Genomic DNA, 25,149 nt, shown 5'->3' with positions numbered 1-25,149 from the left:
GGACGCCGCTGCATATTCGTGCGCAATCGCTCTCAGAACGACGGCACGACCGAACCTTTGAACTCGCTCTTGAGGAACTGGCGCACGTCTTCGGACTGATAGGCCGAGACCAGCTTCTTCACCCACGGCTGGTCCTTGTCTTTTGCGCGCACCGCGATCAGGTTCGCGTACGGGCTATGCACGTCCTCGAGCGCGATCGCGTCCTTCGTCGGTTGCAGACCCGCCGCGAGCGCGAAGTTCGTGTTGATCGCGGCCGCATCGACATCGGCGAGCGTGCGCGGCAGTTGCGCCGCATCGAGCTCCACGAGCTTGACCTTCTTCGGATTTTCCGCCACGTCGAGCGCCGTCGCATTATTGCCGTTCGTGCCTGCGCCCGCCTTCAGCTTGATCACGCCTTGCGATTGCAGCAGCAGAAGTGCGCGATTCTCGTTCGACGGATCATTCGGCACCGCGACCTTCGCGCCCTGCGGCAGATCCTTTAGCGACTTCAGCTTCTTCGAATAGACGCCGAGCGGCGAAATATACGTGAGCCCCGCGTTCACGATCTTGTAGCCACGCTGCTTGATCTGGCTGTCGAGATACGGCTGATGCTGAAAGCTGTTGGCATCGAGATCGCCGGCGTCGAGCGCTGCGTTTGGCTGAACGTAATCGTTGAACTCGATCACCTTCACGTTGAGCCCCTCGCGCTTCGCGACCTTCTGCACGACTTGCCAGATCTGCGCGTCCGGGCCGCTGATGGTGCCCACCTTGATCACCTTGTCATCGGCGTGAGCGGCGAGGCTCGTGAACAACGCGGCGGACGCCGCGACGGCGGTTATGGCTTTGAGCAAATTTCTGCGCTGCATGGTGTTCCTGTTTCGATGATGCGTTCTTGCTGGAATTGCCTGAGTCGTGCCCGGCGAACGATTCAAACCGGGTGACGGATGTTCGCACAGCAACGGTGCGGGACGAAATACAGATTGCTCATGTGAATATCACCTGCGCAAGGTGCGGCTAGAATTGCCATGGAACGTCACGAACTCTCATGCCGGAGGCAAGCATCATGTACGTAATCAATCTGCGATATACCGGCGCGCTTGCCGAGATCGACGATGCCCTCGACGCGCATCGCGTCTATCTCGAACGTTATTTTGCGGCGGGCGTCTTCGTGATCGCAGGGCCGAAGGTGCCGCGCGAAGGCGGCATCATTCTGGCGTCGGGCATCGAGCGCGATCGCCTCGATGCGATCATCGCGGAAGATCCGTTCGCGCAACAGGGACTCGCGCATTACGACATCACCGAGTTCAAGGCGACGCGGCTTGCGCGCGGCTTGAATCTGCCCGAGCCATCGTTGGATAGCTGAAAAACAAAGTGGCCCGCGCGGGCCACTTTCACCATCAGTCGACCAGCAGCTTCAAGTCGTGAACCCACGGCTCGACGCCCTGCCCGTCGCGCGCGAAGAGACGCAGCTTCCCGTCCTTGTCGAACACGTAGCTCGCGGCGGTGTGATCCATCGTGTAATCGTCGGGCGTCTTTCCCTGCGACTTGGCGTAATACACCCGGAAGTCCTTCGCGACCTGTGCGAGCTGCGCATCGTTCGCCGGACGCAGACCGATATACGACGAGTTGAACGCTGCCACGTATTGGCCAAGCAGATCGGGCGTGTCGCGCGCCGGATCGACGGTGACCATCAGTACCTGCACGTCCTTCGATTTGTCGCCGAGTTGCTGCATGGCTTGCGAGAGTTCGGCGAGCGTCGTCGGGCACACGTCCGGACAATGCGTGTAGCCGAAGAACAGCACGACAGCCTTGCCTTTGAAGTCAGCAAGCGTGCGCGTCTTGCCGTGTGTGTCGGGCAGGGAGAAATCGCTGCCGAACTGCTTGTTGCCGGTGATATCGAGATTCTTGAAATCGGGCGCTTTCTCACAAGCCGAAAGCAGCGCCGCGCAGGAGAACACGAGCGCCAGCAGCGCAAATACGCGACGAAGAGCCATCATGCGCCGATCACCGTACGCACGTAATGATCGACGAGCAACGCGCCGAACAGCAACGACAGATACACGATTGAATATCGGAAGGTCTTGCGCGCGAGTGCATCCGAATAGTCGCGATACATCTTCCACGCGTAGCCGATGAAGCCCGCGCCGAGCGCAATCGCGCTCGCCAGGTACACGACGCCGCTCATGCCGGAAATATAGGGCATCAGCGTGACCGCGAACAGCACGAGCGTGTACAGGAAGATGTTGAGCAGCGTGTATTTCTCGCCGTGCGTGATCGGGAGCATCGGCAGGCCGGCGTTTTCGTAGTCCTTGCGGCGATACAGCGCGAGCGCCCAGAAATGCGGCGGCGTCCACACGAAGATGATCAGCACGAGAATCCACGCGTCGCCGGGCACCGTGCCGGTTACCGCGGCCCATCCGAGCGCGGGCGGCATCGCGCCGGACGCGCCGCCGATCACGATGTTCTGCGGCGTATAAGGCTTGAGCAGCAGCGTATAGATGACCGCATAGCCGACGAACGTGGCGATGGTGAGCCACATCGTGAGCGGATTGGTGAACGTGTAGAGCGTCCACATGCCGATGCCGCCGAGCACCGCCGAGAACGTCAGAATCTGCGTCGGCGTGATTTGCCCGCGTGCCGACGGACGCCACGCGGTGCGGCGCATCTTCGCATCGACTTTTTGCTCGACGAGACAATTGATTGCAAATGCCGCACCGGCCAGCAACCAGATGCCGACGACGCCGCCGATCAGCTTGTCCCACGGCACCATGCCGGGCGTGGACAGGAACATGCCGATGACGGCACAAAACACGGCGAGCTGCGTGACGCGCGGCTTTGTCAGCGCGAGGTATTGCGACGCGCGATTGCCGAGTGGGGAATTGAGTGTCGTGCTATCCATGATGTGGAGTCACGCTGAAACGACGTCGCGCGCGGGAACTGCGGCGCGGCCGGGACGGCTGGAAGAGATTCGAAAGTTTAGCATAACGAGTAGCAGCAACAGGATCGCGGCCCCGCCGTTGTGCGCGACCGCGACCGCCAACGGCCATTGCAGCACGACGTTCGACATGCCCGTCAGGAACTGGACGACGATCATCAACAATACGCCGTTTGCGGGCTTTCGCAGAGATTCGAAACGTCGCAGTCTCAGTGCAAGCCAGAGCAGATACAGCACGACGACCACCGCGAACGTGCGATGCGTCCAGTGAATTGCGACGAGCGCGTCCTGCGAGATCACGTCGCCGTCGCCGGTCATGCCGAGGGCGCGCCACAGATGGAAGCCATGCTCGAAGTTCATCGGGGGAACCCATTGGCCATTGCACAGCGGGAAGTCCGTGCACGCCAGCACCGCGTAGTTCGTGCTGACCCAGCCGCCGAGCGCGATCTGCGCGACGAGCAGCAGCAGCCCGAATGCCGCGGCGGGCATCCAGCGCGCGGCGCCCGAATCGAGCGATGGAATCGGCGTCATGCGCGCCGCGAGCCAGCCGAGCACGCCGAGCAGCGCGAGGCCGAGCAGCAGGTGCGTCGTGACGATCACCGGTTGCAGCTTGAGCGTGACGGTCCACGCGCCGAACGCACCTTGCAGCAGGATGAGCGCCAGGATGCCGGTCGGCCACCACGGCGACACATGCAGCGGACGCTTCTTGATGCGCGCGGTCCACGCGATGATCACCTGCGCGATGATCAGCACGCCGATCGCCATCGCGAAGTAACGATGCAGCATCTCGATCCACGCCTTCACCATGCTGACGGGGCCGGTCGGCATTGCCTGATACGCGGCGGAAATTTGCGCGTGCGCGATGAAGGGCGACGACGTGCCGTAGCAGCCCGGCCAGTCGGGGCAGCCGAGGCCGGAATCGGTGAGGCGGGTGAAGCCGCCGAACATGATGAGATCGAGCGTCAGGAACGTCGTCAGCCAGACGAGCTTCCTGAACTTGTTGTCATCGGCCTTGACCCAGACATACGAAAGCGGCAGCAGCGCGATGCAGATGCCGATCAGACCCAGTTGCAGTAAAAACATGCTCTCTTACCTTCAGCCCGCGTTTTAACCGATGCGCGACCACTTCAGAAGCTTCGCCAGATCCGCGTTGATCTTCTTCGGATCGGGGTTCTTCGGAAAGCGCATCATCAGATTGCCATTCGGATCGACGAGAAAAATGTGATCCGTGAGTTTCGTGCCGTCGTCGACGGGCAGCCACGCCGCGATCGACTTGTCGTCCGCGACGAGCATGCGCGTATCCGGCTGCGGGTATGCGGTCTTGATGACGTCGGACACTGGTTTGTCATCGGTTCGTAGCCAGACGTTCACGACGCGATCGCGCTCGCCCGATTGCAGCGCGCGCACCTGGCGCATGAAATAGAGGCGCGTCGCGCATTGTTCGTCGCAGTCGCTGCCGTTGACCGTGATCATCAGCCATTTGCCTTCGAGCGACTTGAACGGCAGGCTCTGCCCTTTCTCGTCGATGACGACGAGTTGCGCCGGGATCGGGCGCTGCGGGTCGATCAGCGCACCGTAGCTCGACGTGCCGCCTGCCGGCTTGAACACGTAGTACATCAGGTACGACGCGATCACCGGCGCGGCGCACACCAGCGCGAGCAGCAGGAGCATCCAGCGGCCGCTGATCCAGGAGCCTTTTCTGGCGGTTCGTTGTGGCGTGCGCGCCTTGTCGTCGGCGGCGGTGGGGCGTTGTGATTGCATCGGTGGAGACTTGTCTCTGTTCGGTCGATTGTCAGGCGTGGTGCTCGGCTTCGTCGTCGCGCTCGTCGGGCTCGTCGCCCTTCTTCGCGGCGCGGCGCGCGGCATACAGGCCAAACCCGATAGCCGCGGCCGCCATGCCCCACCACTGGAGCATGTATCCGTAATTGCGCTCGACGCCGAGCGTCGGCGCGGGCCAGTTGCGCACGAGCTTGTCGCCGGTGTCGTTCGTCTGCTGAATCACGAACGGCTGGAAGGCGAGCCCGGTTTCGGCCGCATACGACCTGATATCGAGGTTCTGCCGAATTTCCTTGTGCGCGGCCGATCCGCCGCTGCCCAGCTCGAACGCCTGCGACGCATTCGCGCGCGCGATGCCTTGCACCTCGACGACGCCCTTCGGCGTTTCATACGACTCGATGCCCGTGCGGTCCGCCATGTTGCGCGGCAGCCATCCGCGATTCACGAGCACATAGCCGCCGCCCTCGAGTTTAAGCGGCATCACGACATAAAAGCCCGGCTGGTCGTTATACGGACGATTGTCCAGATACACGACGCGTTCCGGCAGGAACTCGCCGCGCGCCTCCACGCGGTGGAATTCGATCGACTTGAGCGGTATCGGCTCGACGCCGACTTCTCGCACCGGTGCGTTCTCGAACGCGACGATCTGTGCGTTGAGCGCTTCTTTCTGATGCGCGCGATCGCGTTGCCAGAAGCCGAGCCGCACGGTCACCGCAACGACGATCAGAATCAGCAGCGCGGGCCAGAACCGGATCTTCATGCTGCCAGCCTTACTGCCGGGATCCGGTCGGGCGCCGCACGGCGCGATCTGTCGAGTGAGATAATGAGATGATCCAAATTCATACTGCTCGCTGTGGTTCCTGAGCAAAAACGCTGGCTGGTTTCATGCACATCATCGTTGCTATTGCATTCATCCTTATCATCGGCAGCCTGGGTTCGGCGCTCTACTTCATGATGACCGACCGGGGCAGGACGAAGCGGATGGTCTGGTCGCTCGCGGCACGCGTGGGGCTGTCCATCTCGCTCTTCCTCTTCATCCTGTTCGCGCACTGGATGGGCTGGATTCAGTCGTCGGGCATTCCCATCGGACGATAACCCACCGCCCGGCTACGGCCCTACGAGACGTATTGTCGCGCCGCGGCACCTTTCGACGTCCTCGAAACGACAACGCCGCCCCTTGAGACGTCGAGGGCGGCGTGTTGGTCACTGCTTCTTTGCTCTCGGACCGGCGTCGCCGCCAGCCTTGCATCGCGGACGGCGCACCGCGCGCGCCCGCTTCGATATTCATTACAGCCAGTAGACGACGACGTACAGACCCAGCCACACGACGTCGACGAAGTGCCAGTACCACGCCGCGCCTTCGAACGCGAAGTGGTGCTCCGCCGAGAAGTGGCCGCGGATCAAACGGAACATCACCACGGCCAACATCGTACCGCCCAGGAACACGTGGAAGCCGTGGAAGCCGGTCAGCAGGAAGAACGTCGAGCCGTACACGCCCGAATTGAGCGTCAGGTTGAGTTCGTTATACGCGTGAAAATACTCGTAGCCCTGGCAGAACAGGAAGATCAGACCGAGCAGCACGGTCGCACCCAGCCAGATGATCGCCTTCTTGCGATGATCTTCACGCAGCGCGTGGTGCGCCACCGTCAGCGTTGCGCCGGAGGACAGCAGCAGCGCCGTGTTGATGGTCGGCAGGGGCCACGGCACCATCGCGCGGAAATGCGGCACGAGCGCGGCAGGGCCGTTGTTCGGCCACACGGCGGTGAAGTCAGGCCAAATGAGCTTGTAGTCGAGGCTGCCGAGCTCATGCATCGCGATTGCGCGGGCATAGAAGAGCGCGCCGAAGAACGCCGCGAAGAACATGACTTCGGAGAAGATGAACCAGCTCATGCTCCAGCGGTACGACACATCGACGCGCTTGCCGTACATGCCGCCTTCGGATTCGGAGATCGCGTCGCCGAACCAGTGCCACAGCACGAACAACACGAACAGCAGGCCGATGAACGTGCCGGCCGGCCCGAAGCTATGGCCGTTCACCCACGACGCCAGCGAGGCCAGCATGATCAGCAAGCCAGTTGCAGCCATCACCGGATGCCGCGACGGATGCGGCACGAAATAGTACGGGCTCTCGTTTTGACCGCTCATTGTTGATTCTCCACTTCGATCCAGTTGCTTGAATTTTCTTTTGCCGCCGGTTGCCCGACTGCACGTGCGTCGGCCATGCCCTGCGTTTTCCGTCTATCCCACTACCGCGCGCACGACGAGCAGCAACACGACGATGAACAGCACCGCTCCGATGACGCCCGCCGCAATCAGATGCAGCGGGTTCAACTGCGCGGCATCGCGTTCCAGGTCGGCCCGGCGGCGCACCCCGAAGAACGACCAGAACACCGCCTTCACGAGCTTGAGAAAACCGCCCTTGTTCGGCGTGTCCGCGCGCATGGCGTCATGAACCTTTCGCGACCGACTTCGGCGCGTTCAACTCGAAGAACGTGTACGACAGCGTGATCGTCTTCACATCCTTCGGCAGCTTCGGATCGACGACGAACACGACCGGCATGCGCTTGGTCTCGTTCGGCGCGAGCGTCTGCTGCGTAAAACAGAAGCATTCGATCTTCTTGAAGTACTCGGTGGCCTGCTTCGGCGCATAGCTCGGGATCGCCTGCGCGTTCACCGTGCGATTCTGCTCGTTGGTCACGTCGTACATCACCGTCATCACTTCGCCCGGGTGAATATCCAGCGTGTTCTGCTCGGGCTTGAACCTCAGCGGCCCGCGCGCGTTCGCGTCGAACTCGATCGAGATCGTGCGGGTCATGTCGACCTGCGTATTCTTCGCCTCACGCGCACCGACATCGCGCTGCACGAGATTGTTGATGCCCGTGATCTGGCAGATCGCCCTGTACATCGGCACGAGCGCGAAGCCAAAGCCGAACATCAGCGCCGCCACGACGAAGAGCTTAACCAGCATCGACCGGTTGAAGGACCGGTCGACATGCGAATTTTCCTGCTGAGTGGACACGTTGCTTTCCTACCCTCGCGACAACAGATATTGCCTGACGACGATACCCAGAAAGAAGACGGCGGCAACCAACACCATGATGATTCCGAGCCGCTTGTTGCCCGCGCGAATTTCCTCGGGCGTGCGTCTTTTTTGTGGATTCGGGGCCATGCTTTCCTGACTTTTTCGTTCGCGGGGCACGTTCAACGAAGCCCCGCGAACCAGACTGACTACTTATTCGACCGTCGGCGGATGCTCGAACGTATGGAACGGCGCCGGGCTCGGCACGGTCCATTCGAGGCCTTCCGCGCCATCCCACGGCTTGTCGCCCGCCTTCTCGAGTTCACCGCCGCCACGATAAGTAGGCAGCGCGACCGCGAACAGGAAGTACACCTGCGCGAGGCCGAAGCCGAATGCGCCGATCGTCGCGACCTGGTTGAAGTCCGTGAACTGCGCCGGATAGTCCGCATAGCGGCGCGGCATGCCGGCGAGACCCAGGAAGTGCATCGGGAAGAACGTGATGTTGAAGAAGATCATCGACGCCCAGAAGTGGATCTTTCCGCGCATTTCGTTGTACATCCAGCCGGTCCACTTCGGCGCCCAGTAGTACCAGCCCGCGAACAGCGCGAAGAGCGAACCCGCCACGAGCACGTAGTGGAAGTGCGCCACCACGTAATACGTGCCGTGCATCTGGATGTCGAGCGGCGCCATCGACAGGATCAGGCCCGTGAAGCCGCCCATCGTGAACACGAACAGGAAGCCGATCGCGAAGAGCATCGGGGTCTCGAAGGAGAGCGCGCCGCGCCACATCGTCGCCACCCAGTTGAACACCTTCACGCCCGTCGGGACCGCGATCAGCATCGTCGCGTACATGAAGAACAACTGGCCCGTCACCGGCATGCCGGTCGCGAACATGTGGTGCGCCCACACCATGAACGACAGAATCGCGATCGACGCGGTCGCGTACACCATCGAGCTATAGCCGAACAGCGGCTTGCGCGAGAACGCCGGGATCACCTGCGACACGATCCCGAACGCCGGCAAGATCATGATGTACACCTCGGGGTGACCGAAGAACCAGAAGATGTGCTGGTACATGACCGGATCGCCGCCGCCCGCCGCGTTGAAGAACGACGTGCCGAAGTGACGGTCGAAGAGCACCATCGTGATCGCCCCGGCGAGAACCGGCATCACGGCGATCAGCAGGTACGCGGTGATGAGCCACGTCCACGCGAACATCGGCATCTTCATGAGCGTCATGCCGGGCGCGCGCATGTTCAGGATCGTCACGACGATGTTGATCCCGCCCATGATCGACGACGCACCCATGATGTGGACCGCGAAAATCGCGAAGTCCATGCCCGGGCCCATCTGCGTGGAGAGCGGCGCGTAGAGCGTCCAGCCCGCGGCGGTTGCGCCGCCCGGCACGAAGAACGAGCCGACGAGCAGCACCGCAGCGGCCGGCAGCAGCCAGAAGCTGAAGTTGTTCATCCGCGCGAACGCCATATCCGATGCGCCGATCTGCAGCGGCACCATCCAGTTCGCGAAACCGACGAACGCCGGCATGATCGCGCCGAACACCATGATGAGGCCGTGCATGGTGGTCAGCTGATTGAAGAACTCGGGACGCATGATCTGCAGGCCCGGCTCGAACAGCTCGGCACGGATGCCGAGCGCCATCACGCCCCCCGAGAGGAACATGATGAAAGAGAACAACAGGTACAGCGTACCGATGTCCTTGTGGTTGGTGGCGAAGAGCCACCGGCGCCAGCCATGCGGCGTCTCGTGCGCATGGTCGTGCGCGTGGTCGTGACCTGCGCCTACATCGTGTCCGATGCTAGACATGACAATCATCTCCTAAAGCGAATACTCGGGGCACTTGGCAATGACGCGTGGCTTTCCGTTGCTGTCGGGCGAAGGAAAGCGACACGCTCGGCACGTCAAGCAGCCGGACTGATTTCCACGCGGCGGGCTTCCTTGTTATCGGCGCCGCCCGTGATGGTTTCCGGTTTCTTCAGCACGATACGGTCTTCCGACACGCCCGCGGCCTTCAACGCGTCGCGCACGGCTTGCGCGCGGCGCTTCGCGAGATCGGCGTTCAGATCGGCGCCGCCGGTCGCATCGGTGAAGCCGGACAGCGCAATCTTCGCGTCCGGATGCGCCTTTGCGTAGGCGGCGGCGGCCTCCACCGCGCTTTTCGCGTCGGCGGGCAGCGTGTCCTTGCCCGTCTCGAAGTAGATGCTCGCGGGCAGCCCGGCGGCTTGCGACGCTTCGGCGCCCGATGCCGCAGGCGCGCCTGCTTCGGCTGCCGCGGGCGCGGCGCTCGCAGCCTCAGGCGCCGATGCCGCCGCCGCAGTGCCGCCGCCTGCCGGCATCTTGCCCGCTTTGGCGTCGATCACCTGCTTCGGCTGGAGGAGGTCGCCCGTGTGGTTGCCCCAGTTGTTGCGCTCGAACGTGACGACCGATGCAATCTCGACGTCGTTCAGCACGCCTTGCCACGGCGGCATCGCACCCTTGCCGTGCAGCACGATATTCAGATGGTCGGCGATCGAGCCGTTCGCGATCTTGGAGCCGTCGAGCGCCGGGAACTGGCCCGCACCCTTGCCGGTCGGCTGGTGGCAGACCGCGCAGTTCGACGTGTAGACCTGCTGGCCGCGCGCCTTCAGCTCTTCCATCGTGTAGGTCTTGAGGGGATCGTCGGCGCCGGCGGCCATCTTCTTCTTTTGCGCGTCGACCCACTTCGCGTAGTCGTCAGCCGACAGCACTTCGACCACCACCGGCATGTACGCGTGCTCCTTGCCGCACAGTTCCGTACAGAAGCCGCGATAGGTGCCCACCTTCTCGGCCTTGAACCAGGTATCGCGCACGAAGCCCGGAATCGCATCCTGCTTCACACCGAACGCCGGGATGTACCACGAGTGCACGACATCGTTCGCCGTGGTGATGATGCGGATCTTCTTGTCGACCGGCACCACGAGCGGGTTGTCGACTTCCTGCAGATACAGCGTCGAAATCGGCTTCTGGCCGTTCACTTCGCTGCGCGGCGTGGAGAGCGTCGAGAGGAAACTGATGCCCTCGCCCGGACCCTTCACGTAGTCGTAGCCCCACTTCCACTGGTAGCCGGTGACCTTCACCGTGAGGTCGGCGTTGGAGGTGTCCTTCATCGCGACGACGGCCTTCGTTGCCGGCAGCGCCATCAGAATGACGATGATGAACGGCACGATCGTCCAGATGATTTCGACCGTAGTGCTTTCGTGGAAGTTGGCCGGCTTGAAGCCTTTCGACTTGCGATGCTTGAAGAGCGAATAGAACATCACCCCGAACACGCCAATGAAAATGACGGTACAGATGATGAGCATGAAGATATGGAGGCCGTAGAGCTCCTCGGCGATCTTCGTCACAGGCTGCTGGAAGTTGATCTCGTTGACAGCGGGACCGCCTGGACTGTTTTCGACCGCCAGGGCCGCGCCGGCGGTGAGCAGTGCGCCTGCCGCCAGCACGCCCGAGAGGGCTCGCTTGATTGTTTTCATAGCATCCTTACCCAAATTTTCCATTCAAACCCTCGACCCCCGTTGCATCATGCGCCTGCCGGCTCCTCTCAAAGGCGTCTCAGCGACGCCTGCAACTCGGCAGCAAATTGTTTGCGACGATGCTGTGCAAGGCGTTGTCCGATTTTCACCGATTGACCGCGCGATACGATCGTGAGCGGTTCTCTCGGCGTCGCGCCCGCTTCCACCCGCACCCAGCGCGGGTTGAACTCGAACTGCGTCAGCACTTCGGCGTTCATCTGTTCGATCAACAACCGGTTTTGATACAGCCGGATTCGTTCGTAGTCGACGGCATGGCGCGCGTAAATCACGAACGCGATGCCCACGACCGCCAACTCGACCCCGGTGAACGGCAGCACCAGCCAGGCGCCATTCAGGAACAGCGGCGTTGCGATTGCCAGCGAAAACAACGCAAGCGACAGATAGAAGCCCACGAACTGACGCGGCGACACCGAGCAGTTTCGCTTCATCAGCCAGTCTTTGATGACCGGCTCGGACTCCGTCAGCGTCTGGCTGGCTTGCATCGCTGCCTCCATCAATCCGCACGTAATCACATACTTTCGCTCGGATTTCGCCCAAATTTGTGTCAACCCAGGCGACAAACTGACGCATTATAGGCGTGTTAAGTGGCATCCACAAGCAAGGGTCGTAACGTCGCAGAGCCAAGCGCCACAAGCCTCTGCGCCCTTTTGACGCACCTTTTTGCGCGCATTTTTCGCGCAAATTTCAGACATAACGAACGCCCTATTTACCGATTCAGCGTTTCGGTTTCGAGCCTCGGCCGATATCTTGCAGACGCACGATGCCGTGTCCTTCGGCCGTCGTGCGCGGCACCGCTTTCCAGGCGTGGCCGTAGATCACTTCGAAGGTCAGCGGGATCGTGCCGTCGTCGCGACGAAGGGCGTCGAGCGCCTGATGCACCGCGCTGCGCACGTTTTTCGGATCCGCGCGCCCTGCGCCGAACGCGCGCTCGAACGGATACGCGCCCCAGCGCGTCACGTCGGCGAAAAGCGATTCGGGCGACTTGTATGTGATGGTCAGGACTTCCTGATCCATCACCGGGATTTCGAAGCCGCTTTCCACGAGCATGTCGCCGAGATCGTGCATGTCGACGAAATCGATCGTGTGCGGTTGGGGATCGAGCCCGAGCGTGCGCTCTGCTTCCCGATACGCGGCTCTGAGCTCGCGCAACGTATCCGGGCCGAACGTGCTGAACATCAGCAGGCCGTTCACCTTGAGCACGCGCTGCCATTCGGGAAAAACGACGTCCGGACGCGGATGCCAATGCAATGCGAGGTTCGACCACAGCAACTCGAACGCACTTGGTGCGAACGGCAGCTCGGAGAAATCGGCCTGTGCGAGTTGCGGGCCGCGTGCGCCGAACGCCTTCGCGAGGGTCGACGGAAGAAAGCGACGCCAGCCCGCGCCATTGTCGGCGTCCGCCGCTTCGGCGGCACGGGCGCGCGCGAGCATCGCGGACGACATATCGATGCCGGTCACCGACGCCTCTGCAAACCTTTCCCGCAGACCGCCCAAGTCCGCCCCGACGCCGCACGCCGCATCGAGGACGCGCACCGGCGCGACCTTGATGTATTCGAGACGCTCGCGCATGCGCTGCGCGATTTCGCGCGGCAAAAACGCGACCTCGTCGAAGGCGGCGGCGCGATCGTCGAAGATCGCGCGCAAGCGGCGCGGATCATAGGCCGAACGGCCGGTTTCAGGGGATGTCGGGGACATGTCGATCTTTTTGCGGAGAGTGCGAAGTATACTCGGTCGTCTCGAAAACAACCCGTGCGAAGTGCTGATACGAGGCATAAACGCTTCCTGAGGCGCAACGAATGGGCGTGTTAGCGCTTCGAGCCGTGATTTTCCCGATCTCGCCGTCATGAAAGCCGACAGCAACCGTCCTCCAATTCAAACGCCCATGGCAGCGCGCCTTCGCGAATTCGCGTCGGCCGCGAAACGGTTCGCCGCCTACGCGCTGCCGAGCCAGTGCGCGTTGTGCGGCAATTTGTCGCAAAGACTGCTGTGCGACGGTTGCGACGCGCAGTACTGGAACGAGCCGCGTCTGCGCTGCGCGACATGCGCGCTGCCGCTGTCCGCGTCTTTACTCCGACGGGAACGCGACGACACGCGTGCGCACTGCGCCGCGTGCCTCGAATCGCCGCCCGCGTTCAACGACACGCTCGCGCTCGCAGACTATCGCGCGCCGCTCGATACGCTCGTCGTCGAATTGAAGTTTCGTGCGCGGCTTGCAGCGGGCGAAACAATTGCGCGGCATTTGCTTGCTGTCTTCGAGGACAGCGATCTGCCCGCGCCGGACCTGATCGTGCCCGTGCCGCTGTCCCATGCCCGGCTCGTCGCACGCGGCTATAACCAGGCGTGGGCGATGGCGCGTCCGCTTGCGCGCATGATGAACGTGCGAAGCGACGCGTCTGTCGTGACGCGTGTGCGGCACACATCGGCACAATCGCGGCTGGATCAGGAAACGCGCCGCCGCAATGTCGCGAGCGCGTTCGCCGTTTCGGGCGATGTGCGCGGGAGACACGTGGGCGTGGTCGATGATGTGATGACATCCGGCGCGACGCTCGACGCCCTCGCCCGCACGCTCAAGCATGCCGGTGCGCGCCGCGTGACCAATTTCGTGGCGCTCCGTACGCCGAAAGATTAACCACATTCATTCACAGCAATCCATGTTCAACGTCGTACTCGTCGAACCCGAAATTCCGCCGAACACCGGCAACGTGATCCGCCTCTGCGCGAACACGGGCGCGCGCCTGCATCTGATCGAGCCGCTCGGCTTCCCGCTCGGCGATGCGAAGATGCGCCGCGCTGGCCTCGACTATCACGAGTACGCCGAAATGAACGTGCATGCGAATTGGGATGCCTTCATTGCCAAAGAAGCACCCGATGCCACGCGCATGTTCGCGTTTACCACGCGCGGCTCGACGCCGTTCTTCGATCACGCGTTCAAGACAGGCGACTGGTTCGTGTTCGGGGCCGAGACGCGCGGCCTCGCGCCCGCATTGCTGGAGCGCTTTCCGACGGAACAGCGCGTGCGCCTGCCGATGCGGCCCGGCAATCGCAGCCTGAATCTGTCGAATACGGTGGCGATCGTGACGTTCGAGGCGTGGCGTCAGGCGGGCTTCGAAGGCGGCGCCTGAGCATCGAACTCGGCCTGATAGAGCGCGAGCATGTCGTCCTGAAAACACGCAAAGACGACGTGTCGCACAGCAGGCGTGGAGGGCAAGGTGTCGATGACGGTCCGCACCGCGATCCGCACGGCCTGGTCCGATGGAAAGCGGTAGATGCCGCAACTGATCGCGGGAAACGCGAGCGACTCGCAGCCGGCTTCCTGAGCGAGTTCGAGCGAGCGGCGGTAGCAGTTTGCGAGCAGCTCAGGCTCTTTTCTGTGGCCGCCGCTCCAGCGCGGACCGACCGCGTGAATGACGTGCTTCGCGGGAAGATCGTGGCCGCCGGTGATTTTCGCATCGCCGGTTTCACAGCCGCCGAGCGTCTCACATTCGCGCAGCAAACCCTTGCCCGCCTTTCGATGAATCGCGCCGTCGACGCCACCACCGCCGAGCAGCGATTTGTTCGCCGCATTGACGATAGCGTCGACGTCGAGCGTGGTGATGTCAACGACCTGCGCTTCCAGTTTGACCATCGCACACCTCCTTGCGGATGAACGCGATGCTATTCGGCCTTCGCGTCCCGGCTCAGCAACGCCTGCACCGCATCGCGCGGAGCCACGTTTTCGAAGAGCACGCGGCATACCGCCTGTGTGATCGGCATCTCGATGCCACGCGATTGCGCGAGTCCAAGCACCGCGCGCGCGCATCGCACGCCTTCCGCGACGTGGCCGAGCGCCGCGAGGATTTCGTCGAGCGTACGTCCGCTCGCGAGTTGCTTGCCGACCGTCCGATTGCGCGACAGATCGCCCGTCGCGGTGAGAATGAGATCGCCCAGGCCGGTCAAACCGTTGAATGTCTCCGCGCGGCCGCCGAGCGCGACGCCCAGCCGCGACATCTCCGCGAGCCCGCGCGTAATCAGCGCCGCGCGCGCGTTCAGACCGAGGCCGAGGCCGTCCGAAATGCCCGTGGCGATCGCCAGCACGTTCTTGACGGCACCGCCCACTTCGACGCCGATGACGTCATCGCCGGTATATATGCGCATCGCGCCGTGGTGGAACGCCGCGACCGTGCGCGCGCCCAGTTGCGCGGACGTGCTCGCGACCGTCAGCGCGACCGGCAAGCCCTGCCCCACTTCGCGCGCGAAGCTCGGGCCGGAGAGCGTGCCGTTGCTGCGATGCGCCGGCAGTTCGGCGGCGACGACTTCGTTGGGGAGACATTGCGTATCCGCCTCGAAGCCTTTGCAAAGCCAGACGATATGCGCCGGCACGACGCCGGCCTGCCGCATCGCGCGGCACAGTGCACGCAAGCCGGCGACAGGCGTCGCGACGACACACAACGCTTCGTCGGCCGATGCGTGTGTGAGCGCCGCCGTGAAATCCGCCTCGAATGCGAGCGTGTGCGGCAACGCGACGCCTTCGAGATAGCGCGTGTTTTCGTGCGTGCGGGAGAGGGATTCGATGAGCGCGGCGTCGCGCGCCCAGAGCTTCGTGTCGTGCCGGGTCGCAAGGTGGCCCGCAAGTGCGGTGCCCCACGCGCCGGCGCCGAGAACGGCTACTTTCATGCTCGGCTCCGGTTCGGCAGAGTCAAGGTTAATGCGTCGCGCCGTTGGCCGCGCCTTCCTGCGCGTTCGCGAGCTGGGCGATGCGTTGCTCGTACAGCGCCTGGAAGTTGATTTCCGCGAGGTGAATCGGCGGGAAACCGGCGCGCGTGATCGCATCGGCGATGTTCGAGCGCAAGTACGGGAACAGGATGGTCGGGCACGCGATGCCGACGAGCGGATCGATCTGCTCGGCCGGAATGTTGCGGATATCGAAGATGCCTGCCTGCTTCGCTTCGATCAGAAACGCGACCTTGCCCGCGACCTTCGCCGTCACGGTGCCCGTGACCAGCACTTCGAAGACACTTTCGGCGAGCCGGTCGGCCTTCACGTCGACTTCGACTTCGACCGACGGCATTTCCTGCTCGAGAAAGATGGCCGGCGAATTCGGCTGCTCGAGCGACATGTCCTTCAGATAGATGCGCTGGATATTGAAAAACGGCTGATTGTTCTCGTCGGACATAGTAATTCCCTAGGTAATTCGGTATGCGGCGCGTCTATTCATTGAACGCGCCGCTAGTGTGCCTTCAGGCGGATTCGAGCAGCGGCACGAGACCGCCTTTGCGATCGAGCGCGGACAGATCGTCGTATCCGCCGACATGCGTTTCGCCGATATAAACCTGCGGCACGGTGCGCCGGCCGGTGCGCGTCATCATTTCCTCACGCCGGCCCGGTTCACGGTCGATCAGGATCTTCTCGATTGTCTCGACCCCGCGGGACTTTAAAAGACGTTCGGCCATCTGGCAATACGGGCACACGACCGTGCTGTACATCATCACTTTCTTCACTTGACTGCTCCTTGTTTCACCACCGGCATGCCGGCTTTTTGCCAGGCGTCGACTCCACCTTGCAAAACGTGGACCTCGGCGTAACCCGCTTCGGACACGGCGCGGCTCGCACGCTGCGATTCTTGACCGGTTTGGCAAACGAGCACGACCGGATTGCTCTTATTCTTTGCGATCTGGCCGATTTTTGCTTGAAGCTCCGTCAATTCGACGTTTCGTGCCTGCGGCAGATGCCCTTTCGCGAATTCGGCAGCCGGCCGCAGATCGACGATCACGGCATTGCGCCGGTTGATGAGCGTGGTGGCTTCGGCAGCGGAAATGCCGCCTCGCCCGCGCCGCGAGATGGCGGGCCAGAGGAGCAGCGCGCCGGAAACGAGCGCGATGACAATGAGTGCGATATTCGTGTAATTGGTGAAAAACGTCACGTCAGGGCCGCCAGAATTTAGTAGGAAAGGAAGAAAGGGGAATTGGGGCAATCGGAGCATTATAAAATAACCGTTTCCCGCGATGGCCTCCGCCGTCCGGCCGATGGCGACGCCCCGCCTGCACGCGCAGGATGACGGGGTGCGATCGGCGCACCCGCTTTTTCAACTGACCGACCGAAATCATGTACAAGCTAGTGCTCATCCGCCACGGCGAATCGACGTGGAACAAGGAAAACCGCTTCACCGGCTGGGTCGACGTCGACCTGACCGAGCAGGGCAACCGGGAGGCGCGTCAGGCCGGCGTGCTGTTGAGGGAAGCTGGCTACACGTTCGATATCGCCTATACCTCGGTGCTCAAGCGCGCGATCCGCACGCTGTGGCACGTGCAGGACGAGATGGACCAGATGTACATCCCGGTCGTGCATTCGTGGCGTCTGAACGAGCGGCACTACGGCGCGCTCGCGGGTCTGAACAAAGCCGAGACGGCCAAGAAGTACGGCGACGATCAGGTGCTCGTATGGCGCCGCAGCTACGACACGCCGCCGCCCGCGCTTGAACCGGGCGACGAGCGCGCGTCGTACAACGATCCGCGCTACGCCAAGGTGCCGCGCGAGCAGTTGCCGCTCACCGAGTGTCTGAAGGACACGGTCGCACGCGTGCTGCCGATCTGGAACGAGTCGATCGCGCCGGCCATCAAGTCGGGCAAGCAGGTCGTCATTTCGGCGCACGGCAACTCGATCCGCGCGCTCGTCAAGTATCTGGACAATATCTCCGATGACGACATCGTCGGGCTGAACATCCCGAACGGCGTGCCGCTCGTCTACGAGCTCGACGAAAACCTGAAGCCCATCAAGCACTACTATCTGGGCGATCCGGAAGCCATCGCGGCTGCGCAGGCCGCTGTCGCCAAGCAGGGCAAGGCGGGCTGAGGCCGTATCGCAGGCCGCGCGATGACTTGGTCGCGCGGTGCGATTCGCATGCGAGGGCGTCGTAAAAAGCGCCCTCGCCGCATATGACGCGCGGCTGACGGCGTGCCGGCGGCATCGACATATTGGCGTTGAAACGTGCGCAACCCTACGCTGCGAGGCGTCAAAGCCTCTGGCATTTAAGTTGCGTTTAAGTCGTCGATCAAGACGAGCGGGTATACTGGCCCGTCACCTACGTTGCTGCTCATTCGATTCCGACCGCACCCCCTATGCGAAAGAACCTGAAAAATTTCGGCCTGATCGCCGCAGGCGTTGCTGCCGGCGCACTCGCAACATTGCAGATTTCCGCATCCGCACAGCAATCCGCCTCCTCGCCGCTGCCGCTCGAACAATTGCGGCTGTTCGCCGAAGTTTTCGGGCAAATCAAGCACGAGTACGTCGAACCTGTCGACGATAAGAAGCTCCTCACCGCCGCCATCAAGGGCATGGTGTCGAGCCTCGACCCGCACTCGTCGTATCTCGACAAGACCGATTACGAAGAACTGCAGGAGCAGACCAAGGGCCGCTTCGCGGGCCTCGGCATCGAGATTTCTTCGGAAGACGGGCTCATCAAGGTGATCTCGCCGATCGAGGACACGCCCGCGTTCCGCGCCGGCATTCGTCCGGGCGACCTCATCACCCGCATTAACGACAAGCCGGTGCGCGGCATGACGCTGGATAAAGCCGTGAAGCAGATGCGCGGCGAACCGGGCACGAAGGTCACGCTCACGATCTTCCGCAAGAGCGACGACCGCACCTTCCCGCTCACCGTGACGCGCGCCGTGATCCGCGTGCAGTCGGTGAAGATGAAAGTGCCGGAACCGGGCTATGGCTATATCCGCATCACGAGCTTCCAGGAGCGCACGGTGCCGGATCTCGCCGCGAAGCTGCAGGATCTGGCGCGTCAGCAGCCGAATCTGAAGGGGCTCGTGCTCGACCTGCGCAACAACGGCGGCGGCCTGTTGCAAAGCGCGGTCGGCGTCGCGGGCGCATTCCTGCCGGACAACGCCGTGGTCGTGTCGACCAATGGACAAATCGCGGACGCGAAGCAGACCTTCCGCGACACCTACGACAACTACCGCCTGCCCTCCTTCGATTCCGATCCGCTCAAGAGCGTGCCGGAGATCTTCAAGAAGGTGCCGATGGTCGTGCTGACCAACGCCTACTCGGCGTCGGCTTCGGAAATCGTCGCGGGCGCGCTGCAGGATCATCACCGCGCGCTCATCGTGGGCAAGACGACGTTCGGCAAGGGCTCCGTCCAGACGGTTCGCCCGATGACCGCCGACTCCGCGCTGCGCCTGACGACTGCCTACTACTACACGCCGAGCGGCAAGTCGATTCAGAACCAGGGCGTGCGCCCGGACGTTCCGGTCGATCAGTACGCGGACGGCGATCCGGATGACGCGCTCGTCACGCGCGAAGTGGACTACTCGAACCACCTCGCCAACACGCAGGATCCGAACGAGAAGAAGGAGCAGGAACAGCGCGAGGCCGATCGCCTGGAGCAACTGCGCATTCTCGAAGAGCAAAACGACAAGAAGACGCCCGAGCAGCGCCGCAAGGATCGCGAGCGCAAGCCGGTCGAGTTCGGCAGTTCGGACGACTTCATGCTCCAGCAAGGGCTGAACAAGCTCGAAGGCAAGCAGGTCGTGGAGTCGAAGTCGTACAGCGAACGCAAGCTCGCGCAGAACAAGCCGCCGCGTTCGGCATCGGCGCCGGTCGTGGCGCCTCCGGCGCTGCCGGCCACGCCGGGCTCCGCGCCGGCGTCGGGCGCGCAGCCGGCCTCGTCGCCGACCGCGCAGCAATCGAAGTAAGTTTCCCGTAGTCCGGCAAAAGGCTTCGCAGCATGACGTTGCGAAGCCTTTTCTCTTTTGCGCGCTTAGAATGCTTCGTTCGAGCAAGCCGATTCTTTCCGCGATGAACGACGATCAACTCCTTCGCTACTCCCGCCATATCCTCGTCGATGAAATCGGCATCGAGGCGCAGGAGCGCTTTCTCGACGCGCACGCGATCATCATAGGCGCAGGCGGCCTCGGCGCGCCCGCGGCGATGTATCTCGCGGCGGCGGGTGTCGGAAAGATCACGCTGGTCGATGCCGATACCGTCGATCTCACGAATCTGCAGCGGCAGATCGTGCACATGACGCGATCGGTCGGCACGCTGAAAGTGGAATCGGCTCGCGAGACATTGAACGCATTGAATCCCGGTGTCGAAGTCATCGCGGTGAGCACGCGCGCGGACGCCGCATGGCTCGATGCCAACGTGCCCGGCAGCTCGGTCGTGCTCGATTGCAGCGACAACTTCGCAACGCGCCACGCGATCAACGCGGCTTGCGTTGCGCATCGCGTGCCGCTCGTGTCGGGCGCGGCGTTGCGTTTCGACGGGCAGATCAGCACCTTCGATTTCCGCTCGCCGGACTCGCCCTGCTACGCGTGCGTGTTTCCGCCGGATCAGCCGTTCGAGGAAGTCGCGTGCTCGACGATGGGCGTGTTCGCGCCGACGGTCGGCATCATCGGTGCGATGCAGGCGGCCGAGGCGCTGCGCGCGATCGGCGGCTTCGGCGAGACGCTTGCGGGCCGGCTGATGATGCTCGACTCGCTGCGCATGGAATGGAACACGATGAAGATCGCGCGACAGCCGGATTGCCCGGTCTGCGCAAACGCGGCGATTCGTGAAGCGGCGCGCTAATTGGGTCACGTCCTAGGCGGCGTTCGGGTCAATCCACTTAAGCTGTCCGATCCTTCAATCGACCGCCCGGCAGCGGGTGCGCCGTCAAAGACCGGATCGTCACTTGAGCATCGTCACTTCATCGGCAAGCACGCAGCGCGGCCTTACACAAAGCGCGTTCGTCCGGCCATCGCTTCCGAAATTCGTCGGACCGGAAGGCATTCTCTATGATTTCAATTACGGGTGCCGCGTGCGGGTGCCGGTCGACGGCTGGCGAGTCCGCATGGTCGACCTGGACACGTTCAGCCTGGTTTTCGACGAGGCCGTCGAAGCCGATTCGATCGTCACGAGCAGGCGTAAATATTTCGTGCGCTTCGAACTGCAGGTGTTCGACGGCGAGCGCCTCGTTTTTCGTCACGCGTACGACGCGCGCGGCCGTCACGTCCTGATTCGTCCGTCCGGCACGGCGCTCGGCGACACGCTCGCGTGGATGCCTGCCGTGGAAGCCTTCCGGCTGCAGGAGCAGTGCGAAGTTCACGTCGCGCTGCCCGCGCATCTGCAAGCGCTATTCGTGAAGGGCTACCCGGAGATGCGCTTCGTGTCGCCCGAATCCGCCGATTCGCTCGATGAACCGTTCTACGCCACGTACCTTCTCGGCTTCTTCTCGCCGTACACCGATCGCGATCACCAGCCAACCGATCCGCGGATGAGCAGCCTGCAGGATGCGGCCGCGTATCTGCTTGGCGTGCCATGCAAAGAGCGACGGCCGAACATCGTGGTTGCGGATTCGGCGCGGCCTCTCGCTCAGCGCTACGTGTGCATCGCGACGCAATCGACGGCGCAGTGCAAGTACTGGAACAACCCGCGTGGCTGGCCGGCACTGATCGACCATCTGAAATCGCGGGGATACCGTGTCCTTTGCATCGATCGGCATCGCGAATACGGCGCCGATGGCGCCCTCAACACGATGCCGGAAGGCTGCGAGGACTTCACCGGCGATCGTCCGCTCGAAGAGCGGGCGGCCCTGCTCAGGCACGCGGATTTTTTTGTGGGACTCAGCAGCGGACTGTCCTGGCTCGCGTGGGCGGCGGGCACGCCCGTGGTGATGATCAGCGGCTTCACCCATCCGCATACCGAGTTCCGCACGCCGTATCGCGTGATCAATTTCCACGCATGCAACAGTTGCTTCAACGACACGACTTGCGACTTCGATGACAGAGACTTTCAGTGGTGTCCGCGCCGCCGCGACAAACCCGGGCGCTTTCAATGCAGTTCGGCGATCTCACCCGAGCAGGTCATCGCTCAGGTGGAACGACTGATCGCCGATCACGGTCTGGCCTAGACCTTCTGGAGCTGCGCGAGCGCGGCCTGCAGCTCCGCAGGCTCGTAAGCCGCGAGCACGTCCGCGACCGGTTTGTCGAACGCCTTCAGATTCGAGCGCAAGATTTCCTGCTTCACGACGAGCAACTGGCTCGGGTGCATCGAGAATTCGGTGAGTCCAAGCCCGAGCAGCAGACGCGTGACGGAGGGGTCTCCCGCCATTTCCCCGCACACCGACACCGGCACGCCCGCGCGCTTCGCCTCGCGCAGCGTGAATGCGATCAGGTTCAGCACCGCCGGATGCAGCGGGTCGTAGAGATGCGCGACGGAGTTGTCCGCGCGATCGATCGCGAGCGTGTACTGGATCAGGTCGTTCGTGCCGATCGACAGAAAATCGAGCCGGCTCAAGAACAGCCTCACCGCGATGGCCGCAGCGGGAATCTCGATCATCGCGCCGACCTGAATCTGCCGGTCATACGCGATGCCTTCCTCGTCCAGCTGACGCTTCGCCTCGCGGATCAGATCGAGCGTCTGGTCGATCTCCTGTGCGTGCGCGAGCATCGGAATCAGGATCTTCGTCGGGCCGAACGCCGACGCGCGCAGGATCGCCCGTAACTGCGTAATGAACATCTGCGGCTCGGACAGGCTCCAGCGGATCGCGCGCAGGCCGAGCGCGGGATTGGGCGCGGTCTCGTAGCCGTCGCCGCCGCTCATCGAATCGAGCGGCTTGTCGGCGCCGACGTCGATCGTGCGGATCGTCACCGGCTTGCCGTTCATCAGTTCGACCGCGCGCTTGTACGCCTCGAACTGCTCCTCTTCCTCCGGCAACTGATCCTTGTGATTCATGAAGAGGAATTCCGTGCGGAACAGGCCCACGCCCATCGCGCCCGCCTCGACCGCGACTTGGGCGTCGTCCGGCAGTTCGATGTTCGCGCACAGCTCGATCTTGGTGCCACAGAGCGTTTGCGTCGGCGAGAACTTGAGGCGTTGCAGCTTGCGCTGCTCCAGCACCTTCTCGCTTTGCCGGTACGAATACTCTTCGAGGACGATCGGCGCCGGATCGACGATGACGATGCCGTGATCTCCATCGACGATGATGAGATCGTTCTGGCGAATCAGCACGCTCGCCTGCTGCACGCCGACGGACGCCGGAATGCCGAGACTGCGCGCGACGATCGCCGTGTGCGACGTGCGGCCGCCGAGATCGGTCACGAAGCCCTTGAACGCCTGCGTCTTGAACTGAAGCATGTCCGCCGGCGCGATATCGTGCGCGACGACGATCATCTCGTTGTGACCGTTGCTCGCGGCCGTATGCACGACGAGCGACGCGGCCGTCGGCGCGCCGGCGAGCGCCTTCAAGAGACGCTCGACCACCTGCTCGACGTCGGCCTTGCGTTCGCGCAGGTATTCATCCTCGATTTCGTCGAAATAGCCGCCGAGAATTTCCAGTTGCTCGGTAAGCGCCCACTCGACGTTGTAGCGGCGGGTGCGGATGAGATCGATGGTTTCCTGCACGAGCATGGCGTCGTTCAGGATCATCGTATGAACGTTGATGAACGCGCTCATTTCGCTGGGCGCGTCGGCGGAAAGATCGTCGCGCAGTGCTTCGAGCTCGGCGAGCACGCCCGCCTGCGCCGCGTGAAAACGAGCGATTTCGGCGTCGATCTGATCGGGTTCGATCAGATAATGATCTACGTCGAGCGCTGCCGGCGCGATCAGGTACGCGCGCCCAATGGCGATGCCGCGCGAGACGGGAATTCCATGCAGCGTGAAGGACACGCGCACCTCCTCTAATTTTGATTGTCGCGGTCTGCCGGGAGCCCCCTCGGCGGGCGCAAACCGCGCGTCCATTATAAGTTCGATTGACGCGGTAAGTCCCTGAACACACTGCGGCGTCAGGGCCGGAACGGTTGCGCGAAGTTACGCGAGCGCGTGACGCAGATACGAAAAAGCCGCGTCGATGCGCGGCTCTTCATTGAATCTCCAGGGCGGCGAAGCGCTTACTGCCCTTCCCCGAATTTGTCGGCGATCAGCGCGAGCATTGCCTGCATCGCTTCGGCTTCGTCGGCGCCTTCGGTTTCGATAGTCACCGTGCTGCCGATGCCCGCCGCCAGCATCATCACGCCCATGATGCTCTTCGCGTTGATCCGGCGGCCGTTGCGGCTCATCCAGATTTCGCATTGAAAGTTGCCCGCCAGTTGCGTGAGCTTCGCCGAAGCGCGTGCGTGGAGCCCCAGCTTGTTCACGATTGTTGTTTCTTGTTGCAGCATGATGCTCCGAACGCTAGATAGATGAATTGAGCGGCGTCAGTGGCTGGCGGCCTTCGTGCTGACGAGATCCGCGCTCGCCGAGCACGCCGGATCGGGCGAGCCGGCAGCTTTCGTCGCGAGGGCGCAGGGGTTGAGCGGCGTGGACGAATCCAGTTCCTGAATGCCCTTCGAGCCGCCCTGCAGGATTTTTTCGGTCAGCGTGTCGAGCGGCGTCGCGCGGTAGCACACGGCGCGCACCAGCATCGGCAGGTTGCAGCCGGCGAGCACGCGCACGTCGGTATCGTGGAGGCTCGCCGCGATATTCGCAGGCGTCGCGCCGAACACGTCGGTGAGCACGATTGCGCCGTTTTCTTCCTTCAGACGATCGATCTCGGCGCGTGCGAACGCGCGAACTTCGACCGGATCGCAGTCCGGCATCACATCGATGACGCCGATGCGCGCCGGCAGACCGCCGTAGATATGAGCCACGCACTCGCGTAGCGCGGTGGCGAAAGGTGCATGCGCGATGATCAGGATGCCAGCCATGTCAGGATATTGCCCCAGCGACGATTTATCGGCAAAAGTCAGACGATAACGTACAAAGTTCGCTCGAAAGCGCGCGAGCGGCGCGGAACACAACTCCTACGTGGGCGCGGATCAGGCGGAAATCAACCGCTTCCACTCGATGATCTCCAGCCTGCGCCTCGATGCTTAACCGAGCTTTAAGACGCGATTGCGCCCCAAAACCGCAGCCAGCGGGAAGTCAATTGT

30 protein-coding genes are annotated in these 25,149 nt (G+C 62.8%); 8 read left to right on the top strand and 22 right to left on the bottom strand.

Features of this window, described 5'->3' with window-relative positions; all coding sequences use genetic code 11:
* Positions 1-32: 32 nt before the first annotated feature.
* Positions 33-845 carry a MetQ/NlpA family ABC transporter substrate-binding protein gene (locus NCT32_RS01165; RefSeq protein ID WP_250476233.1) on the bottom strand — a complete coding sequence of 271 codons (813 nt, stop codon included), beginning with the start codon at positions 843-845 and terminating at the stop codon, positions 33-35.
* A 197-nt stretch (positions 846-1,042) separates the two neighbouring features.
* On the opposite strand from NCT32_RS01165, the gene NCT32_RS01160 reads away from it, so the two are divergent.
* Positions 1,043-1,342 carry a YciI family protein gene (locus NCT32_RS01160; RefSeq protein WP_061116951.1) on the top strand — a complete coding sequence of 100 codons (300 nt, stop codon included), beginning with the start codon at positions 1,043-1,045 and terminating at the stop codon, positions 1,340-1,342.
* 34 nt (positions 1,343-1,376) lie between these two features.
* Here NCT32_RS01160 and NCT32_RS01155 read toward each other — a convergent pair whose 3' ends face one another.
* The 5 genes from NCT32_RS01155 to NCT32_RS01135 are packed head-to-tail and all read right to left on the bottom strand — an operon-like array spanning position 1,377 to position 5,450.
* On the bottom strand, positions 1,377-1,976 hold the full coding sequence (locus tag NCT32_RS01155; RefSeq protein ID WP_061116872.1) for an SCO family protein: 600 nt from the start codon (positions 1,974-1,976) through the stop codon (positions 1,377-1,379).
* On the bottom strand, positions 1,973-2,878 hold the full coding sequence (gene cyoE / locus NCT32_RS01150) for a heme o synthase (protein ID WP_061116871.1): 906 nt from the start codon (positions 2,876-2,878) through the stop codon (positions 1,973-1,975). Before cyoE ends, NCT32_RS01155 begins: the two co-directional genes overlap by 4 nt.
* A gap of 9 nt (positions 2,879-2,887) precedes the next feature.
* Positions 2,888-3,997: a heme A synthase gene (locus NCT32_RS01145; protein WP_061116870.1), complete on the bottom strand. Its 1,110-nt coding sequence runs from the start codon at positions 3,995-3,997 to the stop codon at positions 2,888-2,890.
* 24 nt (positions 3,998-4,021) lie between these two features.
* Complete coding sequence (locus NCT32_RS01140) at positions 4,022-4,675, bottom strand: cytochrome C oxidase subunit I (protein WP_250476232.1); 654 nt, start codon at positions 4,673-4,675, stop codon at positions 4,022-4,024.
* Positions 4,676-4,706: 31 nt separating this feature from the next.
* Positions 4,707-5,450, bottom strand: a complete 744-nt coding sequence (locus NCT32_RS01135; protein ID WP_250476231.1) for an SURF1 family protein — start codon at positions 5,448-5,450, stop codon at positions 4,707-4,709.
* A 125-nt stretch (positions 5,451-5,575) separates the two neighbouring features.
* Between NCT32_RS01135 and NCT32_RS01130 the strand changes: the two genes are divergently transcribed.
* Positions 5,576-5,785, top strand: a complete 210-nt coding sequence (locus NCT32_RS01130) for a twin transmembrane helix small protein (RefSeq protein ID WP_061116867.1) — start codon at positions 5,576-5,578, stop codon at positions 5,783-5,785.
* 192 nt (positions 5,786-5,977) lie between these two features.
* Here the strand turns inward: NCT32_RS01130 and NCT32_RS01125 are convergent, their stop codons facing one another.
* The 8 genes from NCT32_RS01125 to NCT32_RS01090 form a co-directional block, all read right to left on the bottom strand.
* Positions 5,978-6,835, bottom strand: coding sequence for a cytochrome c oxidase subunit 3 (locus NCT32_RS01125; RefSeq protein ID WP_250476230.1), 858 nt, complete (start codon positions 6,833-6,835; stop codon positions 5,978-5,980).
* A 93-nt stretch (positions 6,836-6,928) separates the two neighbouring features.
* The gene (locus tag NCT32_RS01120) at positions 6,929-7,132 is read right to left on the bottom strand and encodes a DUF2970 domain-containing protein (protein ID WP_061116865.1); all 204 of its coding nucleotides are present in this window, start codon (positions 7,130-7,132) and stop codon (positions 6,929-6,931) included.
* 4 nt (positions 7,133-7,136) lie between these two features.
* On the bottom strand, positions 7,137-7,709 hold the full coding sequence (locus NCT32_RS01115; protein ID WP_061116864.1) for a cytochrome c oxidase assembly protein: 573 nt from the start codon (positions 7,707-7,709) through the stop codon (positions 7,137-7,139).
* Positions 7,710-7,718: 9 nt separating this feature from the next.
* Complete coding sequence (locus tag NCT32_RS01110; RefSeq protein WP_008351762.1) at positions 7,719-7,859, bottom strand: cytochrome oxidase small assembly protein; 141 nt, start codon at positions 7,857-7,859, stop codon at positions 7,719-7,721.
* A 63-nt stretch (positions 7,860-7,922) separates the two neighbouring features.
* Positions 7,923-9,533: a cytochrome c oxidase subunit I gene (ctaD, locus tag NCT32_RS01105; protein ID WP_061116950.1), complete on the bottom strand. Its 1,611-nt coding sequence runs from the start codon at positions 9,531-9,533 to the stop codon at positions 7,923-7,925.
* A gap of 95 nt (positions 9,534-9,628) precedes the next feature.
* Positions 9,629-11,242 carry a cytochrome c oxidase subunit II gene (gene coxB, locus NCT32_RS01100; RefSeq protein WP_061116863.1) on the bottom strand — a complete coding sequence of 538 codons (1,614 nt, stop codon included), beginning with the start codon at positions 11,240-11,242 and terminating at the stop codon, positions 9,629-9,631.
* Between the two features lie 44 nt (positions 11,243-11,286).
* Positions 11,287-11,760 (bottom strand): DUF2244 domain-containing protein, encoded by a 474-nt coding sequence (locus NCT32_RS01095; protein WP_250489852.1) that lies wholly within the window; start codon positions 11,758-11,760, stop codon positions 11,287-11,289.
* A gap of 232 nt (positions 11,761-11,992) precedes the next feature.
* Complete coding sequence (locus NCT32_RS01090) at positions 11,993-12,973, bottom strand: methyltransferase domain-containing protein (RefSeq protein WP_250476229.1); 981 nt, start codon at positions 12,971-12,973, stop codon at positions 11,993-11,995.
* A gap of 175 nt (positions 12,974-13,148) precedes the next feature.
* Between NCT32_RS01090 and NCT32_RS01085 the strand changes: the two genes are divergently transcribed.
* Entirely contained in the window at positions 13,149-13,907 is a 759-nt protein-coding gene (locus NCT32_RS01085; protein WP_409241417.1) for a phosphoribosyltransferase family protein, read from the top strand.
* Between the two features lie 22 nt (positions 13,908-13,929).
* Positions 13,930-14,400, top strand: coding sequence for a tRNA (uridine(34)/cytosine(34)/5-carboxymethylaminomethyluridine(34)-2'-O)-methyltransferase TrmL (gene trmL / locus NCT32_RS01080; RefSeq protein WP_250489849.1), 471 nt, complete (start codon positions 13,930-13,932; stop codon positions 14,398-14,400).
* Here trmL and NCT32_RS01075 read toward each other — a convergent pair.
* From NCT32_RS01075 to NCT32_RS01055, 5 genes are all read right to left on the bottom strand, one after another.
* Positions 14,373-14,903, bottom strand: a complete 531-nt coding sequence (locus NCT32_RS01075; RefSeq protein WP_250476227.1) for an O-acetyl-ADP-ribose deacetylase — start codon at positions 14,901-14,903, stop codon at positions 14,373-14,375. The genes trmL and NCT32_RS01075 overlap by 28 nt on opposite strands.
* A gap of 29 nt (positions 14,904-14,932) precedes the next feature.
* Complete coding sequence (locus NCT32_RS01070) at positions 14,933-15,931, bottom strand: NAD(P)H-dependent glycerol-3-phosphate dehydrogenase (protein WP_061116859.1); 999 nt, start codon at positions 15,929-15,931, stop codon at positions 14,933-14,935.
* A 28-nt stretch (positions 15,932-15,959) separates the two neighbouring features.
* Positions 15,960-16,430, bottom strand: coding sequence for a protein-export chaperone SecB (secB, locus tag NCT32_RS01065; protein WP_061116858.1), 471 nt, complete (start codon positions 16,428-16,430; stop codon positions 15,960-15,962).
* Between the two features lie 64 nt (positions 16,431-16,494).
* The gene (gene grxC, locus NCT32_RS01060) at positions 16,495-16,755 is read right to left on the bottom strand and encodes a glutaredoxin 3 (RefSeq protein ID WP_061116857.1); all 261 of its coding nucleotides are present in this window, start codon (positions 16,753-16,755) and stop codon (positions 16,495-16,497) included.
* Complete coding sequence (locus NCT32_RS01055) at positions 16,752-17,177, bottom strand: rhodanese-like domain-containing protein (RefSeq protein ID WP_061116856.1); 426 nt, start codon at positions 17,175-17,177, stop codon at positions 16,752-16,754. Before NCT32_RS01055 ends, grxC begins: the two co-directional genes overlap by 4 nt.
* 182 nt (positions 17,178-17,359) lie before the next feature.
* Between NCT32_RS01055 and gpmA the strand changes: the two genes are divergently transcribed.
* The 4 genes from gpmA (at position 17,360) to NCT32_RS01035 (ending at position 22,151) form a co-directional block, all read left to right on the top strand.
* Positions 17,360-18,106: a 2,3-diphosphoglycerate-dependent phosphoglycerate mutase gene (gene gpmA / locus NCT32_RS01050; protein ID WP_250476226.1), complete on the top strand. Its 747-nt coding sequence runs from the start codon at positions 17,360-17,362 to the stop codon at positions 18,104-18,106.
* Positions 18,107-18,372: 266 nt separating this feature from the next.
* The gene (locus NCT32_RS01045; RefSeq protein ID WP_061116854.1) at positions 18,373-19,956 is read left to right on the top strand and encodes a S41 family peptidase; all 1,584 of its coding nucleotides are present in this window, start codon (positions 18,373-18,375) and stop codon (positions 19,954-19,956) included.
* Positions 19,957-20,059: 103 nt separating this feature from the next.
* The gene (locus NCT32_RS01040) at positions 20,060-20,830 is read left to right on the top strand and encodes a molybdopterin-synthase adenylyltransferase MoeB (RefSeq protein WP_061116947.1); all 771 of its coding nucleotides are present in this window, start codon (positions 20,060-20,062) and stop codon (positions 20,828-20,830) included.
* 103 nt (positions 20,831-20,933) lie between these two features.
* Entirely contained in the window at positions 20,934-22,151 is a 1,218-nt protein-coding gene (locus tag NCT32_RS01035; protein ID WP_250489848.1) for an autotransporter strand-loop-strand O-heptosyltransferase, read from the top strand.
* Here NCT32_RS01035 and ptsP read toward each other — a convergent pair.
* The 3 genes from ptsP to NCT32_RS01020 all read right to left on the bottom strand — a co-directional run bounded on the left by ptsP (position 22,148) and on the right by NCT32_RS01020 (position 24,924).
* On the bottom strand, positions 22,148-23,908 hold the full coding sequence (gene ptsP / locus NCT32_RS01030; RefSeq protein ID WP_250476223.1) for a phosphoenolpyruvate--protein phosphotransferase: 1,761 nt from the start codon (positions 23,906-23,908) through the stop codon (positions 22,148-22,150). The two genes, NCT32_RS01035 and ptsP, sit on opposite strands and share 4 nt — an antisense overlap.
* A 221-nt stretch (positions 23,909-24,129) precedes the next feature.
* Positions 24,130-24,399: an HPr family phosphocarrier protein gene (locus NCT32_RS01025; RefSeq protein WP_061116851.1), complete on the bottom strand. Its 270-nt coding sequence runs from the start codon at positions 24,397-24,399 to the stop codon at positions 24,130-24,132.
* A gap of 36 nt (positions 24,400-24,435) precedes the next feature.
* Positions 24,436-24,924, bottom strand: coding sequence for a PTS sugar transporter subunit IIA (locus NCT32_RS01020; protein WP_061116850.1), 489 nt, complete (start codon positions 24,922-24,924; stop codon positions 24,436-24,438).
* Between the last annotated feature and the right edge of the window lie 225 nt (positions 24,925-25,149).

Source organism: Caballeronia sp. INML2, from assembly GCF_023631365.1.
Taxonomy (GTDB): domain Bacteria; phylum Pseudomonadota; class Gammaproteobacteria; order Burkholderiales; family Burkholderiaceae; genus Caballeronia; species Caballeronia turbans.
The sequence above is the reverse complement of the archived record's forward strand: the minus strand, read 5'-3'. Positions and strand labels throughout refer to the sequence as shown.

What these genes read in the sequence shown, in the direction of transcription:
- NCT32_RS01130 (WP_061116867.1), top strand. Translation starts at nt 5,576, where the DNA reads ATGCACATCATCGTTGCTATTGCATTCATCCTTATCATCGGCAGCCTG.
- coxB (WP_061116863.1), bottom strand. Translation starts at nt 11,242, where the DNA reads ATGGAAAATTTGGGTAAGGATGCTATGAAAACAATCAAGCGAGCCCTC.
- NCT32_RS01075 (WP_250476227.1), bottom strand. Translation starts at nt 14,903, where the DNA reads ATGGTCAAACTGGAAGCGCAGGTCGTTGACATCACCACGCTCGACGTC.
- NCT32_RS01110 (WP_008351762.1), bottom strand. Translation starts at nt 7,859, where the DNA reads ATGGCCCCGAATCCACAAAAAAGACGCACGCCCGAGGAAATTCGCGCG.
- NCT32_RS01070 (WP_061116859.1), bottom strand. Translation starts at nt 15,931, where the DNA reads ATGAAAGTAGCCGTTCTCGGCGCCGGCGCGTGGGGCACCGCACTTGCG.
- gpmA (WP_250476226.1), top strand. Translation starts at nt 17,360, where the DNA reads ATGTACAAGCTAGTGCTCATCCGCCACGGCGAATCGACGTGGAACAAG.
- NCT32_RS01025 (WP_061116851.1), bottom strand. Translation starts at nt 24,399, where the DNA reads ATGCTGCAACAAGAAACAACAATCGTGAACAAGCTGGGGCTCCACGCA.
- NCT32_RS01140 (WP_250476232.1), bottom strand. Translation starts at nt 4,675, where the DNA reads ATGCAATCACAACGCCCCACCGCCGCCGACGACAAGGCGCGCACGCCA.
- ctaD (WP_061116950.1), bottom strand. Translation starts at nt 9,533, where the DNA reads ATGTCTAGCATCGGACACGATGTAGGCGCAGGTCACGACCACGCGCAC.
- NCT32_RS01165 (WP_250476233.1), bottom strand. Translation starts at nt 845, where the DNA reads ATGCAGCGCAGAAATTTGCTCAAAGCCATAACCGCCGTCGCGGCGTCC.
- NCT32_RS01155 (WP_061116872.1), bottom strand. Translation starts at nt 1,976, where the DNA reads ATGATGGCTCTTCGTCGCGTATTTGCGCTGCTGGCGCTCGTGTTCTCC.
- NCT32_RS01090 (WP_250476229.1), bottom strand. Translation starts at nt 12,973, where the DNA reads ATGTCCCCGACATCCCCTGAAACCGGCCGTTCGGCCTATGATCCGCGC.
- trmL (WP_250489849.1), top strand. Translation starts at nt 13,930, where the DNA reads ATGTTCAACGTCGTACTCGTCGAACCCGAAATTCCGCCGAACACCGGC.
- cyoE (WP_061116871.1), bottom strand. Translation starts at nt 2,878, where the DNA reads ATGGATAGCACGACACTCAATTCCCCACTCGGCAATCGCGCGTCGCAA.
- NCT32_RS01045 (WP_061116854.1), top strand. Translation starts at nt 18,373, where the DNA reads ATGCGAAAGAACCTGAAAAATTTCGGCCTGATCGCCGCAGGCGTTGCT.
- NCT32_RS01135 (WP_250476231.1), bottom strand. Translation starts at nt 5,450, where the DNA reads ATGAAGATCCGGTTCTGGCCCGCGCTGCTGATTCTGATCGTCGTTGCG.
- NCT32_RS01120 (WP_061116865.1), bottom strand. Translation starts at nt 7,132, where the DNA reads ATGCGCGCGGACACGCCGAACAAGGGCGGTTTTCTCAAGCTCGTGAAG.
- NCT32_RS01020 (WP_061116850.1), bottom strand. Translation starts at nt 24,924, where the DNA reads ATGGCTGGCATCCTGATCATCGCGCATGCACCTTTCGCCACCGCGCTA.
- secB (WP_061116858.1), bottom strand. Translation starts at nt 16,430, where the DNA reads ATGTCCGACGAGAACAATCAGCCGTTTTTCAATATCCAGCGCATCTAT.
- NCT32_RS01145 (WP_061116870.1), bottom strand. Translation starts at nt 3,997, where the DNA reads ATGTTTTTACTGCAACTGGGTCTGATCGGCATCTGCATCGCGCTGCTG.
- NCT32_RS01095 (WP_250489852.1), bottom strand. Translation starts at nt 11,760, where the DNA reads ATGCAAGCCAGCCAGACGCTGACGGAGTCCGAGCCGGTCATCAAAGAC.
- NCT32_RS01125 (WP_250476230.1), bottom strand. Translation starts at nt 6,835, where the DNA reads ATGAGCGGTCAAAACGAGAGCCCGTACTATTTCGTGCCGCATCCGTCG.
- NCT32_RS01160 (WP_061116951.1), top strand. Translation starts at nt 1,043, where the DNA reads ATGTACGTAATCAATCTGCGATATACCGGCGCGCTTGCCGAGATCGAC.
- NCT32_RS01040 (WP_061116947.1), top strand. Translation starts at nt 20,060, where the DNA reads ATGAACGACGATCAACTCCTTCGCTACTCCCGCCATATCCTCGTCGAT.